The sequence below is a fragment of the Vogesella oryzagri genome, from assembly GCF_040148885.1.
GTDB lineage: Bacteria > Pseudomonadota > Gammaproteobacteria > Burkholderiales > Chromobacteriaceae > Vogesella > Vogesella oryzagri.
This window is the reverse complement of sequence record NZ_JBEFLD010000004.1, coordinates 358220-373484: the sequence shown is the minus strand read 5'-3', so window position 1 is coordinate 373484 and position 15265 is coordinate 358220. Positions and strand designations below refer to the sequence as shown.

Below are 15265 nucleotides of genomic sequence, written 5' to 3'. Positions count from 1 at the left end.
GGCGGCGTAATCCCGGAGCGGCAGCTGGCGCTGCTTAGCCGGCGTTGGTCAGCTGCTGTGCCACCGTGGCCAGCGTGGCGTCGTCCAGCGCCGGTAGCAGCAGGGTCTGCTGCCCGGCGGTGTAGTGCTTGCCCTGCGAGCGGCGATACAGCGGGTCGTAGTGGTTGACCAGCAGCTCGCCCACCAGGGTGTCGAAGTCGCCGCTGCGCGCCATCGCATACCAGGCCTCCAGCTGCGCCTTGCTGTGCACATTGCGCAGGAAGTTCAGCTGGGTCACCAGCCGTTCCGGCTCGGCCAGATAGAAGTCGTAGTCCTGCTTCAGGAAGGCAACGCGTGCGGCCAATGGTGCCTCCACCTGCAGGCAGGGGCTTTGGTGCATGCGCTCGAACAGTGCGTCCGGCAAGGCGACAAAGCCGATCTTCTTGCTTTCTGCCTCTACGAATACCGGGCGCGCCGGGTCTAGTGCCTTGATGGCGGCGGCCAGCTGGCTGTCAAAGCCTTTCTGGCTGGGTTGCTCGGTATCCGGCAGCCGGCCCAGCACCGAGCCGCGGTGCACCGCCAGCCGTTCCAGATCCAGCACCTGGGCGCCGGCGCGGGCCAGCGCCGCCAGCAGTCGGCTCTTGCCGCTGCCGGTCGGGCCGCCGATCACCTGCAGCCGCAGCTGGCTGGGCAGCGTGGCCAGCTCGGCCAGCACCTGGTGACGATAAGCCTTGTAGCCGCCCTGCAGCTGGTGCGCCGCCCAGCCGATCTGCGCCAGAATGATGGCCATGGAGCCGGAGCGCTGCCCCCCGCGCCAGCAGTACACCAGCGGCCGCCACGACTTGGGGTGGCCGGCGAACTGTTCGTCCAGATGGCGGGCGATGTTGCGCGCGGCAATGGCGGCGCCCACCTTGCGCGCCTCGAACGGCGACACCTGCTTGTACAGGGTGCCCACCCGCATGCGCTCCTCGTCGCTCATCACCGGGCAGTTGATGGCGCCGGGGATGTGATCCTCGGCGAATTCCGCCGGCGTGCGCACGTCGATGATCTCGTCAAACTGGGACAGCTGTGCTACGGTCGCGGCCTTGAACAACATGGTTTTGTGGGCTTCTTTGATGGCTGATATCAGATTGACGCAATTGTCTCACGGCGGCGGTTGTGGCTGCAAAATCGCGCCGTCCGTACTGCAATCGATTCTTGCCGGCGCCAAGGACCTGCTGCCGTACCCGGACTTGCTGGTGGGGCGCGAAACCAGCGACGACGCGGCGGTATACCGCCTGAACGACAGCCAGGCGCTGGTGGCCACCACCGACTTCTTCCTGCCCATCGTCGATGACGGCCACGACTTTGGCCGCATCGCCGCCACCAATGCCATTTCCGACATCTACGCCATGGGCGCCACGCCGATCATGGCGCTGGCCATTGTCGGCATGCCGGTGAACACGCTGCCGGTGGAGGTGATTCGCGACATCCTGCAGGGCGGCGAATCGGTGTGCCGCGAGGCGGGCATCCCGATTGCCGGCGGCCACTCCATCGATGCGCCGGAGCCGATCTACGGCCTGGTGGTGATGGGGCTGATGCACCCGGACCAGATCAAGCGCAACTGCGATGCCAAGGCGGGCGACGTGCTGATCCTCGGCAAGGGTCTGGGTGTGGGCGTACTGGCGCAGGCGATGAAAAAAGGCCTGCTGGACGATGCAGGCTACCGCGCGCTGATCGCTTCCACCACCCAGCTCAACAAGGTGGGCGGGCAGCTGGCGTCGCTGGATGCGGTGCATGCGCTGACCGACGTTACCGGCTTTGGCCTGCTCGGCCACCTGCTGGAAATCTGCCGCGGCTCCAACCTTGCCGCCCATGTGGACATGGCCAGCGTGCCGGTGATCCGCGAGGCGCGCGGCTTTGCCGAGCAGGGCATCGGTCCGGGCGCCATCGAGCGCAACCTGGCCAGCTTCGGTGCCGATGTGCACTGCGCCGACAGCGTGGCCGACTGGCAGCTGCGGGTGCTGGCCGATGCGCAGACCAGCGGCGGCCTGCTGGTGGCAGTGGCGCCGGAGGCGGCGGAACAGGTGTTGCAGCTGTTCCATGCCGCCGGCTTTGAATACGCCAGCCGCATCGGCGTGCTGGCGGCGGGCGATCCGCGCATTCACGTGAGTTGATACGGCTTGCGGCCAACCCTGGCCGCGAGGCACAAAAAAAGCAGCCAGTCTGGCTGCTTTTTTGTTGCCGAAAACCGGGCGCGACTAGTCCGGCACGCTCACATCGAATGCATCGCCAATGGCAAAGAAATGCCCACCGGCGATGTAGTGCAGCGTGCGTTTGGCGTCGTCGAGAATCGGCTGCCAGTGGCCATTGGCAAACAGTTCCGGGTCTGCCCAGGCAGACACCACCTCACCGATGAACAGGTCGTACTGCTGCTGGTTGTGCGGCTCGCGCAGCAGCTTGCATTCCAGCCAGCCGGCACAGCCGGCCACATGTGGCGCGGCCACCGCGTGGCCGGACATGGCAACAAGGCCGCTGGCGGCGAACTTGTCGGCCACCTGCAGTCCGCTGTCCGAGCCTACCTGCAGCACCGCAGCCGCCTGTGGCTGCAGCGGCACGTTGAGTACGAACTCGCCGGAAGCCTCGATCAGCTGGCGGCTAAGCGTGGCCTTGTCGATCACCACCGCCACCTTGGGCGGATTGAAATCCAGCGGCATGCTCCAGGCGGCGGCCATTACGTTGTGGCGGCCACCGTGGGCGCTGCTTACCAGCACCGTGGGGCCGTGGTTGAGCAGGCGGTAGCATTTGGTCAGGTCGACAGGTTGGTAATCGGGCATGGCGGTTCTCATGGCAGGCACAGCCGGCGCAGATAGCTGCCGGCGGTGCGCAGATCCTGGGCGATGGCGGCGCGCACGCCGTCGGCATCATCGTTTTGCAGCGCGGTAATCAGCATGTCGTGGGCGTCGTTCATGGTTTTCCATACCGCCAGATCCTGGTGCAGCTGGTTGGAGATCGGGCCAACGTGCAGCCACACTGTCTCAATCAGCGACAGCAGTAGCGGCGAGTTGGCTGCCAGGTACAGCTGTAGATGGAACAGCTCGTTGGCATCCAGGTAGCCTTTTACATCGTCGGCAGCGATGGCGACGGCCATCGCCTGGCACAGCGCCACCAGCTGCTCGCGTCCGGCTGCATCCAGCCGCTGCGCGCCCAGCCAGGCGGCCTGGCCTTCCAGCAGGATGCGGTTCTGCAGGATGTCGTCGAACTGCGCTACGGTCAGCTGCGGCACCGTTACGCCGCAGTTGGGGGTATTCACCAGCGCTTTTTCTGCGGCCAACCTTTGCAGCGCGGCGCGCACCGGCATCTGGCTGACGCCCAGCTCACTGGCCAGGTGGTTGATCTTCAGGCGCTCGCCCGGCAGCCAGCGCCCCAGCATCAGCATGTGGCGCAGTTTGTCGTAGGTGTCGTCCTGCAGGGTAGAGGCGGAAGCGGTCTTCATGATCGGGCGGCTAACAAAGTTGGCCGCAAGCATAGCAGAGCGGCCGGCGGGTGCAAGTTTGCATTTGATCAAATATTGACAATACAATTTGATCAAATTCACCATGCGCAGCACAATCTGCGAGTTGCCGCGGTTTTCTGAGTTGCCAGGGATGGCGCAAGCTGGGCAGGGACGGGAGCCAACGGCCCCTCGACATCGCATACCGGAGGAGAATGACCATGAATGAACAACTCGCCGCGTTCATACGCGAACACCACATCCACGAGGTGGAGTGCGTGATACCGGACATGACCGGGGTGGCGCGCGGCAAGATCGTGCCCAAGAACCTGTTTCTGGCCGAGGACAGCATGAAGATGTCCAAGGCGGTGCTCACCATCACCGTCAACGGCGAGTTCGCCGAGTTCGAGCGCTTTGCCGGCGCCAACGACCCGGACATGGTGTGCCGCCCGGACCCGTCTACCATCCGCCTGGTGCCGTGGGCGATCGAACCGGTGGCGGTGGTGATCCACGACTGCGAGGATTTCGACGGCACCCCGGTTGGCATCTCGCCGCGTGCGGTGCTGCGCAAGGTGCTGAAGCTGTACGAAAACCGTGGCTGGCGCCCAGTGGTGGCGCCGGAGATGGAGTTCTACCTGATCCGCCAGAACAACAACCCGCACGAGCCGCTGCGCCCGCCATCCGGCCGCGCCGGCCGCTCCGAGGTGGGGCGCCAGTCGTTCTCCATCGACGCGGTCAACGATTTCGACCCCTTCTTCCAGGAGCTGTCGGCGTTCTGCGAGGCGGCCAAGCTGAACGTAGAAACGTTGATCCACGAGGTGGGCGCCTGCCAGATGGAGATCAACTTCAGTCACGGCGACGCGATGGCACTGGCCGACCAGGTGTTCCTGTTCAAGCGCGCGGTGCGCGAGACCGCCTACCGTCACAACATCTTCGCCACCTTCATGGCCAAGCCGATGGAAGGCGAGCCGGGCAGCGCCATGCACATCCACCAGAGCATCGTGGACGCTGAAACCGGCGACAACATTTTCTCGCAAGCAGACGGTAGCGCCAGCGAGCTGTTCTTCCACCATATCGGCGGCATGCAGCGCTACCTGCCGCGGGCGATGCCGATGTTCGCGCCGTATGTAAACAGCTATCGCCGCCTTAGCCGCCACACCGCGGCGCCGATCAATGTGCGCTGGGGCTATGACAATCGCACCTGCGGCATCCGTATTCCGCCGTCTGGCCCGGCTGCGCGGCGGGTGGAAAACCGCGTGCCCGGCGTGGACGTGAACCCGTATCTGGCGATGGCGGCGACACTGGCCTGCGGCTACCTGGGCATGGTGAACCAGATCGAACCGTCGGCGCCGATGAACGACAGCGCCTACGACCTGGACTACGAGCTGCCGCGCAGCCTGGAAGACGCGGTGGCGCTGATGCAGGCCTGCCCGGAGCTGGCGGAGATCCTGGGCGAGGACTTCGTGCAGGCATTCTGCGCGGTGAAAGAGAAGGAGTTTGAAACCTTCAGCCGCGGCATCACCGCCTGGGAGCGCGAGCACCTGCAGCTGCATGTCTAAGAGCCCGCTGGCGATCGGTGGCGCGGCGGCGCGAGTTCGACTCAAGAGTGCGCATTGACGCTAGGTCGATTCCGCGCCCCTCCATTTTTGCCTGCTCTCGCGCTGGCTCGTAAACCGATTTTCGGTTACGCACTGAATGAATTCACGGCGTGCGGCCAACCTTGGCCGCCGCCGGCACACAATACAAGACAAGGAGAGCACCATGAGCACTCGCCATGGCATCAATTGGGACAAGGCGCAGGCGCTGCAAGTCGCCGAGCGCAACGCCTTCATCGGCCGCATGCCGCGTTCGCGCGAGCTGTCGTCGCGCGCTGCCGGCCACCTGTTGTTCGGCGTGCCGCTGCACTGGATGAACGACTGGTCGACGCCGTTCTCGCTGTACGTGGCAGCGGCGCAAGGCGCACGCTTCCAGGACGTGGACGGCCACGACTACGTGGATTTCTGCCTCGGCGACACCGGCGCCATGTTCGGCCACAGCCCCAGGCCGGTGGCCGATGCCATCGCCCACCAGGCGCAGCGCGGCTACACCGCCATGCTGCCCAGCGAGGACGGCGTGTGGGTGGCACAGGAGCTGGCGCGCCGCTTCGGCCTGCCGTACTGGCAGTTCGCGCTGTCGGCCTCGGACGCTAACCGTTTTGCCATCCGCTGGGCGCGGGCGATCACCAAGCGCAGCCAGGTGCTGATTTTCAATGGCTGCTACCACGGCACGGTGGACGACGTGTTCGTCGACCTGGTGGACGGCCAGCCGCAGACCCGCGATAGTCTGCTGGGTCAGGTGTACGACATCACCCAGCACACCCGCAGCGTGGAGTTCAACGATCTGGCTGCACTGGAAGCCGCGCTGCAGGACGGCGAGGTGGCCTGCCTGCTGGCCGAGCCGGCGATGACCAATATCGGCATGGTGCTGCCGCAGCCCGGTTTCTGGCAGGCGGCGCAAGAACTATGCAAGCGCTACGGCACGCTGCTGCTGATCGACGAAACCCACACCATCAGCAGCGGCCCCGGCGGCTACACCCGCGCCCACGACCTGCGGCCGGATCTGCTGGTGGTCGGCAAGCCGGTGGCCGGCGGCGTGCCGTGTGCGGTGTATGGTTTTAGCGAGCAGACCGCGCGCCGTGCGGAAGAGGCCAAGCGCACCGCGCCGCCGGGGCACAGCGGCATCGGCACCACGCTCACCGCCAACCTGCTGGCGATGGCGGCGATGCGCGCCAATCTGGCCGAGGTGATGACTGACAGCGCCTACCAGTACATGTTCGGGCTGGCGGAAAGGTTGGCCGCAGGCTTGCGTGGCGTCATCGCGCAGCACGGGCTGCCGTGGTGTGTGACGCAGATCGGCGCGCGCACCGAGTTCCAGTTCACCGCCACGCCGCCCGTCAACGGCAGCGAGGCCGACCAGATCCTGGACAGCGAGCTGGAGCACATCGTGCACCTGTTTCTGCTCAATCGTGGTCTGCTGATCACGCCGTTCCACAACATGATTCTGGTGTGCCCGGACACCACCGCGGCCGATGTCGACCGGCTGGTGGCGGCTTTTGGCGACTTCGTGGCAGCGGTGAAATAGCGCAGTAACCCGGTATTGTCGGGCATTCTGCCGCCGCATCGACTGGGTGGCGCAGAGCAAGGGCATGCGGCCGTTGGCCGCATGCCCTTGTGCCTTGGTGCCGCAACAGCGTTGTCTGCCGACACTAGCGTCGAAGTCGCCAGCACATCCGGGGTGATGGCAGCGCCCCCTCTGCACGAATGGCGCGATTGTTCGCGGCGCTCAACTGTTGGCCGCATGGGCGATGGCGAGTGCTGTCAGCCGCCGCCGCTGGCTCCCGCCCCGCAAAATTCATATAGTGGCAGCCTTTTCCCGCACCACGTCACACCATGCCTGCTACCCACACCCTGTTTCAGTCTGCCCAGCGTCAGCATCTGACTGGCGAGCTTGCCGCCGCCGAGGCGCTGTACCGCCAGCATCTTGCGGCCTACCCCGACGATGCTGCCGGCCAGCATTGGCTGGGTTGCGTGTTGCACCAGCAAGGGCGGGATGCGGAGGCGCTGCCGTGGCTGCAGCGGGCGGTGCAGGGCGACAATAGCCAGGCAGCATGGTGGTTCAGTCTTGGCATCGTCTGTGCCAGCCTGCAGCACTATGCCGAGGCGGTGGTGGCGTTCCGCGCCGCGCTGGCGCTGGATGCGCGGCAGTATTTCTTCTGGACCAATCTGGGGGCCAGCGAGGCGGCGCTGGGCCATGGCGCGCTGGCGGAACAGGCGTGGCAGCAGGCGCTGCAGCTGAAGCCGGCGCTGCCGGATGCCTGGTTTCTGCTCTCCGCCCACTATGCGGCCAACGGCGATGCTGCCGCTGCCCAGCAGTGCAACTATCGCGGCATCGTCTGTGAGGGGGCTGTCAAGCATCCGCCGGCCACGCTGGCGCAGGCGCTGCACGAAATTGGCCAGCCAGAAGCGGCGCAGGCGCTGCTGCGGCAATGGCTGCAGCAGGAGCCGGACAATGCCATCGCCCGTCATCTGCTGGCGGCCTGCGGCGGGGGCGACGCCCCGCCGCGCTGTAGCGACAGCTATGTGCAACAGGCGTTCGACCAGTTTTCCGGCCATTTCGATCACAAGCTGGCCGAGCTGGGCTACCAGGGACCGGCGCTGGTGGCGGCGCTGGCGAGGGAGCAAGGTTGGCCGCATGCCGGCTGGCGCATCGCCGACCTGGGTTGCGGCACTGGGCTGGTCGGCCAGGTGCTGCAGCCGTATGCCCGTTACCTGGTCGGTGTGGACCTGAGCACCGGCATGTTGGCGCAGGCGCGGGGCAAGGGTATCTACCAGCTGTTGCAGCAGGCGGAGCTGGGTGCCTGGCTGCAAGAGCAGGATGAGTTGTTCGAGCTGGTGGTGTGCATGGACACCTTCATCTACATCGGTGATCTGTCCCGCGTACTGCCGGCCATCGCCGATAGCCTGCGCCCCGGCGGGCAGCTGGTGTTTTCCAGCGAATGGCTAGGCGACGACGATGCCGTCGGTTTTCGCCTCAATAGCAGCGGCCGCTACAGCCACGCGCCGGATTATCTGGTCGCGCAATTGGCCGCCGCCGGTTTTGCCCGCTGGCAGAGTCAGCCGGTGATACTGCGCCAGGAATCCGGGGTGCCGATGCGTGGCGAGCTGTACAGCGCCTGGTTGGCGGCATGAAAAAGCCCGGCGCGGGGCCGGGCTGGTAGCTTGTAGCAAGGCTGCGCTCAGGCATTGCTGGACAGCATCTCGCTGGCGTGTTGCCGCGTGGTGGCGGTGATGTCCTCGCCGCCCAGCATGCGGGCGATTTCCAGTACCCGGCCCTCGGCATCCAGCGCGGCGATGCGGCTGACGGTGCGGCCGCCTTCCGCCGCCTTGCTCACGCGCCAGTGCTGGTTGCCGCATGACGCCACCTGTGGCAGGTGGGTGACGCACAGTACCTGGTAGCGTTCGCCCAGTTGCTTGAGCAGCTTGCCCACCACCTCGGCAACGCGGCCGCCGATGCCGACGTCCACTTCGTCGAAGATCAGCGTCGGCACGCTGGCCACCTGGCTGATCACTACCTGCATCGCCAGGCTGATGCGCGACAGCTCGCCGCCGGAGGCGACCTTGGCCAGCGGTCGCAGCGTGCTGCCCTGGTTGGCCGCCACCAGGTATTCGATGGTTTCCAGACCGTGGGCGGTCGGCTCGCTGGCCGCGGACAGCTCAATGGCGAAGCGGGCGCCTTCCATCGCTAGGCGCTGCATCTCGTTGCCGATGCGCGCCGACAGCTCGGCGGCGGCCTGGCGGCGTTTGGCGGACAGCGATTCGGCCTGGGCACGGTAGCGCGCCAGCGCGGCGCTTTCCGCGGTGCTCAGCGCCTCGATGTCGGTGGCGGCTTCCAGCTCGGCCAGTTGTTGCGTCCAGTCGGCCAGTTTTTTCGGCAGGTCTTCCGGCTGGCAGCGATATTTGCGCGCGGCGCTCATCAGCGCGTGGATGCGTGCTTCGATATCGGCCAGTTGCCCCGGGTCATCCTCGAAGCCGCTGGCGTAGTCGCGCAGGCTGTACACCACTTCGCGCAGCTCGGCATCCACCGAATCCAGCAGCGCCAGCGATTCCGCCAGCCGGGTGTCGTAGCCGGACAGCTTGCCCAGCCGGCTCTGCACCTGCGACAGCAGCGTCAGGCAGCTGCCGTCCATTTCCGATAGTACGTCCACCGCCGCTTGTGCCGATTGCGCCAGCTCGGCGGCGTTGGCCAGCCGGCTGTGCAGTTGGTTCAGCTGCGGCCATTCGTCGGCGGTCAGGCCCAGTTCGCTCAATTCGCTGATCTGCCAGGTCAGTCGTTCGCGTTCCACTTCGGATTCACGCTGGCGCTTATCGGCATCCTCGCGCACCTTGCGGATGCGTTGCCAGTCTTGCCAGGCGGTGCGGGTATCGCGTGCCAGCTGCGTGGCGCCGGCGTAGGCATCCAGCAGTTCGCGCTGCGCGTCCGGGCGCACCAGCGACTGGTGCGCATGTTGGCCGTGGATGTCCACTAGGTATTCGCCCATTGCCTTGAGCTGGCCCTGGGTGGCCTGCATGCCGTTGATGAAGCTGCGCGAGCGGCCGTTGCGGTCGACGATGCGGCGGATCAACAGCTCGCCGTCGTCGCCGGCCAGCGCGTTTTCCGCCAGCCAGGCGGTCAGGTCCGGCTGCTGGCGGATGTCCAGCTGGGCGGCGATTTCGGCGCGCTCGGTGCCCTCGCGGATCTGGCTCACCTCGGCGCGGTCGCCCAACAGCAGGCCCAGCGCATCGAGGATGATGGACTTGCCGGCGCCGGTTTCCCCGGTCAGTACCGTAAAGCCGGGGGCGAACTCCAGTTGCAGTTGATCGACGATGACGAAATCTTTGACGTTCAGCGAAAGCAGCATGGATGCCTCACAGCAGGCGCTCGCCCCAGTGGAGCTTGTGGCGCAGCATGTCGTAGTAGTTGTAGCCGACCGGGTGCAGGATCTTCAGCGTGTTGCGGTAGCTGCGGATGATCACGCGGTCCATTTCCATCAGGTCGCAGTGCGACTGGCCGTCGAAGTGCACCTTGGTGTCCAGCCCGCGGGTGAGCATGAACTCCACCTCGCAGTTGTTGCTGACCGCGATCGGGCGGTTGGACAGCGATTGCGGGCAGATCGGTACCAGCGCAAAGGCCTGCAGCGTGGGGTGCAGGATCGGGCCGCCGGAGGCCAGCGAGTAGGCGGTGGAGCCGGTGGGGGTGCTGATGATCAGGCCGTCGGAGCGCTGGCTGTAGACAAACTGGTTGTCGACGAACACCTCGAACTCGATCATCGAGCCCAGCGAGCCGCGGCTGATTACCACGTCGTTCAGCGCCAGGGCGCTGACCACTTCGGCATCTTCGCGGATCACCGAGGCATGCAGCAGGATGCGTTCTTCCGGCACGAATTGGCCGTCGAGAATGCCGTCCACCGCCACCAGCATTTCGTGCAGCGGAATGTCGGTCATGAAGCCCAGCCGGCCCTGATTGATACCGACCAGCGGTACGCGGTAGGGTGCCAGCACGCGGGCAACCGACAGCATGGTGCCGTCGCCGCCCAGCACGATCACCAGATCGGCCAGCTTGCCCAGGTCGTCGCGGTCGACGATCGGGTAGCCGGCGACATGGGTGTTGTCACAGCTGTCCTTGTCGACCAGAACGTGGAAGCCGCGCTTGGTCAGGTGTGCGGCCAACCCCAGCAGCGATTCGATGATGTGCGGTTTGCCGTGGCGGGCAACCAGGCCGATTTTGTTGAAGAGTCGGGTCATGGTGAGGCTTGCTATTGGCTGGGTTGGGTGGCTTCCAGTGCGTGCAGATAGAAGCGCACCAGCTCGGCCAGTGAGTTGATTTCAAGTTTTTCGAACAGCTTGGCACGGTGGGCTTCCACCGTGCGCGGCGACAGGTCCAGCTCGCGGGCGATTTCCTTGCTGGACAGGCCTTCGGCCACGTGGCGCAGGATCAGCCGCTCGCGGTCGGTAATGCGCTCCAGCTTCTGCCGTACGTCCTGGGTGGCGGATACCTGCTCCTGCTGCTGGATGCTGATGCGGATGGCCTTTTTCAGACTGTCCAGCAGCTGTGGCGCATTGATCGGCTTGGTGAGGAAGTCCACCGCACCGCCACGGAAGGCGCGCCGGCATTCCTCGATGTCGCCGTGGCCGGTAATGAAAATAATGGGCATGCGGATGTTGCGCAGGTTCAGGATATCCTGCAGCGCCAGGCCGGAGGTTTCCGGCATGCGGATGTCCAGTACCAGGCAGCCAATCTCGTCCGGGTGGAATTTCTGCAGGAATGCCTCGGCGTGCTCAAAGGTCTGCACGCGCATGCCCTGGGTGCCGATCAGCAACGCCAGCGAATCGCGCACGGCCGGGTCGTCATCGATGACAAAGATTGTCGGGGTCATGGCTGGCATTACGCTCTTGCTCCTTCTGTTTCGCCCTGCGGCTTGATCATGGGCAGCTCGAAGTAGAATTCGGCACCGCCGGTATCGAGGTTGCCGGCATGCAGTACCCCGCCCATGTTTTCAATAATGGTATGGCTGATGGTCAGCCCCAGCCCCATGCCTTGCGACTTGGAGCTGAAAAACGGCTGAAACACTTTTTGCAGCGTGTCGGCCGGCATGCCCGGGCCGTTGTCGCGCACACCGACGCGCACACGTTGGCCGCGTGGTTCGCTGTAGATGAACAGCCGGCGCTCGCCCGGCAGGTCCATCAGCGCTTCCATGGCGTTCTTGCACAGGTTCATCACCACTTGCTCTACCTGGATGGCATCGGCCTGCACGCGCGGCAGTTCACCGGCTAGGTCGGTGTCGACGGTGACGGCATGATCGCGCAACTCCGACTCAATCAGCGTGATGACATTGAGCACTGCCTGATTGACATCCACTGCGCTCAGCTCGGCCTGCTTGCTGGCGACGAATTCTCTTAGTTTTTTGACGATATGCCCAGCTCTTTGCGCCTGTTTCACCGAGGAGAACAGCGCGGTCTTGAGCAGGATGCGATCCGGCTCCTCGTCTTCCAGCATGCTGAGGCAGGCTTCGTTGTAGCTGACAATCGCCGACAGCGGTTGGTTGATCTCGTGCGCGATGCCGGAGGTCATCTCGCCCAGGGTGTTGATGCGCGCGACGCGCGCCAGTTCGGCCTGGTGCTGCTTCAGGCGCTGTTCGCTGCGTTCCAGCGCCTCGGCCATGCGCTGGCGCAGCGGCGCCATGTCACGGAAGGTGATGACGATACTGCGCAGGTTGTCGTCCTGATCCAGCAGCGGCGATACGGTGCCTTCGATGAAGGCGCCCTGGCCGTCCGGACGCAGCAGGCAGGCGTTCTCCGGCAGCTCGATGCGCTGCAGTTGCTGGCGGCACGCCGCCACCGGGTCGGCAATCGCTCCGCGCGCCAGTTCAAAGCGCACCTTCCACACTTCGCTCAGCAGCATGCCGACCGAGCGTTGCTGCGATACGCCCAGTAGCAGGGCGGCCTTGGGGTTGAGGTACTCCACGCGGTAGTCGCCATCAATCACCAGTACTGCATCGTCGATGCTTTCCAGGGTGATCAGCGCCTGCTGCCGTTCGCGGTGCAGGGTCTCGTGGTAGCGCTCGCTTTGCAGTCGCTCGTTGTTCTGCGAGGCCGCAATCAGCAGCAGCAGCGCGGCGATGAATGCGCCGGAGCCCAGGGCCAGTCCGTACAGGGGCGGCGGAATGCGGTTGGCATCGTCACCGCGAAATACCTCCAGTCGATAGGGGAAGTAATCGCGCTCGATGGACAGCTGCATCTGCCGCGAGGGGAACAGCATCTGGTGCAGCCAGCCGCTGCTGGCGGTGGAGATGGTGGCCGCCGGGTGCGTGCCGATGCTGCCAAGCGGCTGCTGCGGGTCGTTGGGCAGCAGCCGCAAGTCCAGCTGGCGGCTGCTGTCGCCTTGCACGGTCAGCAGGGTTTCGGCACGTACTCCCAGCAGGATGATGCCGATCACGCTGTCTTGCCGCTCGGCCACGGTTTCCGGTGCCACGCCTTCGCGGTACACCGCCTTGAGGTAGCCGAAACCGTGTTCGCCGTCCTGCAGGTTGAACGGTGGGGTGACTTCGATCTCGCCGCTGCGAATAGCCTGCAGTACCGCCGGCCCCAGCACCTGGTCGCGGGCGATGTCGAGGCCGGTCATGAAGTCGTAACGCCGGGCGCTGGCCGGTTGGGCGTCCACCAGCGGGATGTAGTACGGACGGGCCGGGGCCGGGCGCCAGAACTGGGCCTGCTGCCAGCCGCTGTCCTTTTGGCCGTTGTAATCCTTGATGAAAAACGGGTGCTTGCTGCGAAAGCTCATCGCGGCTTCAAAGCCTTCGCGATCGGCCAGGCTGACGGTGGGCTGAAAACCCATCAGGTAGATGTAGGGGTAGCGGGTGCCGATATTCTGCGCAAACTGGCGCAGGCGGGTCTGTTCGCTACCATAGTTGGCCGCAGACAGCTCGGCAAAGCCGTAGATGGCGGTTTCACAGATCAGCAGCCGTTCTTCCAGGGTCTTCTTGATGTGCAGAGTGGCGGCTTCAAACTGTTGCTGGCGGCTCTCTTCGGTAAGGAACAGCGCGGCAAGCAGGATGGCCAGTGACAGCAGCAGCCACAGCAACACAAAGCTGGCCTTTACCCGCATGGAAAGGTCGCCAATCATGCGCCACCACGAATCGAGTGACGGCATGTTGGCGAAAAGCTTTTCTGATTTTTTGGTGGGCATCGACAATGACAGGTGACTGGCGCAGGCAATGCCGCCATTGTAGCGCAAGGCTATGTGCAGGGGAGTGCGAACGGAGCTGGCCGTGCCAGCCCCGCAGCCATCAGGCTTTCAGCAACTCCGGGTGCTGTTCATGCAGCTTATAAAGCTTGGGTGCGATGACGACCTGGCAATAGCCCGCCGTCTGGTTATGCGAGAAGTAATTGTGGTGGAAGTGCTCGGCGGCATAAAAGCGCGGTGCCATTTTCACTTCGGTGACAATGGGGGCGTCGTAACTGCCGGAGGCTTCCAGGTTGGCGATCATGTCGCGTGCTGCCTGTAGCTGTGCCTGATCGTGGGCAAATATCGCCGAGCGGTACTGGGTACCGATGTCATGGCCCTGGCGATTCAGCGTAGTGGGGTCGTGGGTCAGAAAAAACACTTGCAGCAAAGTCTGGTAGCTGACCCTGTCTGGCAGGTACGTCAGCTCGATGGCTTCGGCATGACCGGTATTGCCGTGGCAGACACGTTCGTAATCCGGATCCTCCAGATGTCCGTCTATATAGCCGGGGGTAACATCGACCACCCCGTCCAGCTGGCGAAACACTGCTTCGGTACACCAGAAGCAGCCGCCGGCAAATGTGGCGGTTACAGGTTCCATAGAGATCAACCTCCTTTCGGGTGATGACGCGACAGTAGCTCGCGCACTGTCTGCACATGGATGTCCACCGTATCGCTGATCGGTACGGCATAACCACCGGCCATCACCAGCGCCAGTGGCCATTGCCGCTGTTCGCACAGGTCGAACACGCGGCGGTCGCGGGCAAGCAGGCCTGCCTTGCTCAGCGACAGCCGGCCCAGGCGGTCGCCCGCATATGGGTCGGCGCCGGCCAGGTAGAACACCAGGTCCGGCTGGAAGTTGGCCGCCAGGGTGTGCAGCGCGTCATCCAGCAGCTGCAGGTAAGCGTCATCCCTGGTGTTGTCGGCAACCCCCACATCCAGCGTAGACGGCGTGCGCCGGAACGGGAAGTTCTTTTCGCCATGCAGCGACAGTGTGAAAACATTGCCATCGCCCTGAAATAGCTCGGCGGTGCCGTTGCCCTGGTGAACGTCCAGGTCGATGACCGCGGTACGGCGAATGCGGCCTTCCCGTTGCAACAGCCGAATGGTGACCGCCACATCATTGAACACGCAAAAACCACTGCCCTTGGCATGGCCGGCATGGTGCGTGCCACCCGCCAGATTGATGCCAGCCCCGTACTGCAGCGCACTGCGGGCTGCGCCGATGGTGGCGCCGACCGAGCGGGCGCTGCGCTCCACCAGCTCCGGGCTCCACGGCAGGCCGATCTCGCGCATGCTGCTTGCGTCGATGCTGCCATCGAACAGGGCCATAACATAGTTGGCCGCATGCGCGAGCATTAGTTCATCGTGCGTGGCGGCTGGCGCGATATCCAGCTGCGCGGGCGCCAGCCGGGCGACGGCATCTGCCAGTAACGCATATTTTTCGGCGGGAAAGCGATGCCCGGCCGGTAGCGGCAACGGGTACTGGTCGGTGCGGAAGATCAACATGTGACGCAG

The 15265-nt window shown here is 64.8% G+C and carries 13 protein-coding genes; 4 read left to right on the top strand and 9 right to left on the bottom strand.

Annotation, left to right across the window (positions count from 1 at the left end):
* Positions 1–34: 34 nt before the first annotated feature.
* Complete coding sequence (mnmH, locus tag ABNW52_RS09525; protein WP_349586852.1) at positions 35–1075, bottom strand: tRNA 2-selenouridine(34) synthase MnmH; 1041 nt, start codon at positions 1073–1075, stop codon at positions 35–37.
* A 19-nt stretch (positions 1076–1094) separates the two neighbouring features.
* On the opposite strand from mnmH, the gene selD reads away from it, so the two are divergent.
* Positions 1095–2135 (top strand): selenide, water dikinase SelD, encoded by a 1041-nt coding sequence (gene selD, locus ABNW52_RS09520; RefSeq protein WP_349586849.1) that lies wholly within the window; start codon positions 1095–1097, stop codon positions 2133–2135.
* A gap of 84 nt (positions 2136–2219) precedes the next feature.
* Here the strand turns inward: selD and ABNW52_RS09515 are convergent, their stop codons facing one another.
* Both ABNW52_RS09515 and ABNW52_RS09510 read right to left on the bottom strand, forming a co-directional pair.
* Entirely contained in the window at positions 2220–2795 is a 576-nt protein-coding gene (locus ABNW52_RS09515; RefSeq protein ID WP_349586847.1) for a flavin reductase family protein, read from the bottom strand.
* Between the two features lie 8 nt (positions 2796–2803).
* Positions 2804–3454, bottom strand: coding sequence for a GntR family transcriptional regulator (locus ABNW52_RS09510; protein ID WP_349586844.1), 651 nt, complete (start codon positions 3452–3454; stop codon positions 2804–2806).
* 218 nt (positions 3455–3672) lie between these two features.
* On the opposite strand from ABNW52_RS09510, the gene ABNW52_RS09505 reads away from it, so the two are divergent.
* The 3 genes from ABNW52_RS09505 (at position 3673) to ABNW52_RS09495 (ending at position 8178) form a co-directional block, all read left to right on the top strand.
* A complete protein-coding gene (locus tag ABNW52_RS09505; protein ID WP_349586842.1) occupies positions 3673–5010 on the top strand; it encodes a glutamine synthetase family protein in 1338 nt (445 codons plus the stop codon).
* Between the two features lie 202 nt (positions 5011–5212).
* Positions 5213–6571, top strand: a complete 1359-nt coding sequence (locus ABNW52_RS09500) for an aspartate aminotransferase family protein (protein ID WP_349586839.1) — start codon at positions 5213–5215, stop codon at positions 6569–6571.
* A gap of 308 nt (positions 6572–6879) precedes the next feature.
* Complete coding sequence (locus ABNW52_RS09495) at positions 6880–8178, top strand: tetratricopeptide repeat protein (RefSeq protein ID WP_349586837.1); 1299 nt, start codon at positions 6880–6882, stop codon at positions 8176–8178.
* Positions 8179–8225: 47 nt separating this feature from the next.
* Here ABNW52_RS09495 and recN read toward each other — a convergent pair whose 3' ends face one another.
* From recN to ABNW52_RS09465, 6 genes are all read right to left on the bottom strand, one after another.
* A complete protein-coding gene (gene recN, locus ABNW52_RS09490; RefSeq protein ID WP_349586835.1) occupies positions 8226–9887 on the bottom strand; it encodes a DNA repair protein RecN in 1662 nt (553 codons plus the stop codon).
* Positions 9888–9894: 7 nt separating this feature from the next.
* Complete coding sequence (locus tag ABNW52_RS09485) at positions 9895–10770, bottom strand: NAD kinase (protein ID WP_349586832.1); 876 nt, start codon at positions 10768–10770, stop codon at positions 9895–9897.
* Between the two features lie 11 nt (positions 10771–10781).
* On the bottom strand, positions 10782–11411 hold the full coding sequence (locus tag ABNW52_RS09480; protein WP_349586830.1) for a response regulator transcription factor: 630 nt from the start codon (positions 11409–11411) through the stop codon (positions 10782–10784).
* Positions 11411–13675 carry a CHASE domain-containing protein gene (locus ABNW52_RS09475; RefSeq protein WP_349586827.1) on the bottom strand — a complete coding sequence of 755 codons (2265 nt, stop codon included), beginning with the start codon at positions 13673–13675 and terminating at the stop codon, positions 11411–11413. The genes ABNW52_RS09480 and ABNW52_RS09475 overlap by 1 nt, the downstream gene beginning before the upstream one ends.
* Positions 13676–13811: 136 nt before the next feature.
* Positions 13812–14348: a peptide-methionine (S)-S-oxide reductase MsrA gene (gene msrA / locus ABNW52_RS09470; protein ID WP_349586824.1), complete on the bottom strand. Its 537-nt coding sequence runs from the start codon at positions 14346–14348 to the stop codon at positions 13812–13814.
* A gap of 5 nt (positions 14349–14353) precedes the next feature.
* A complete protein-coding gene (locus ABNW52_RS09465) occupies positions 14354–15256 on the bottom strand; it encodes a histone deacetylase family protein (protein WP_349586822.1) in 903 nt (300 codons plus the stop codon).
* Positions 15257–15265 lie beyond the last annotated feature (9 nt).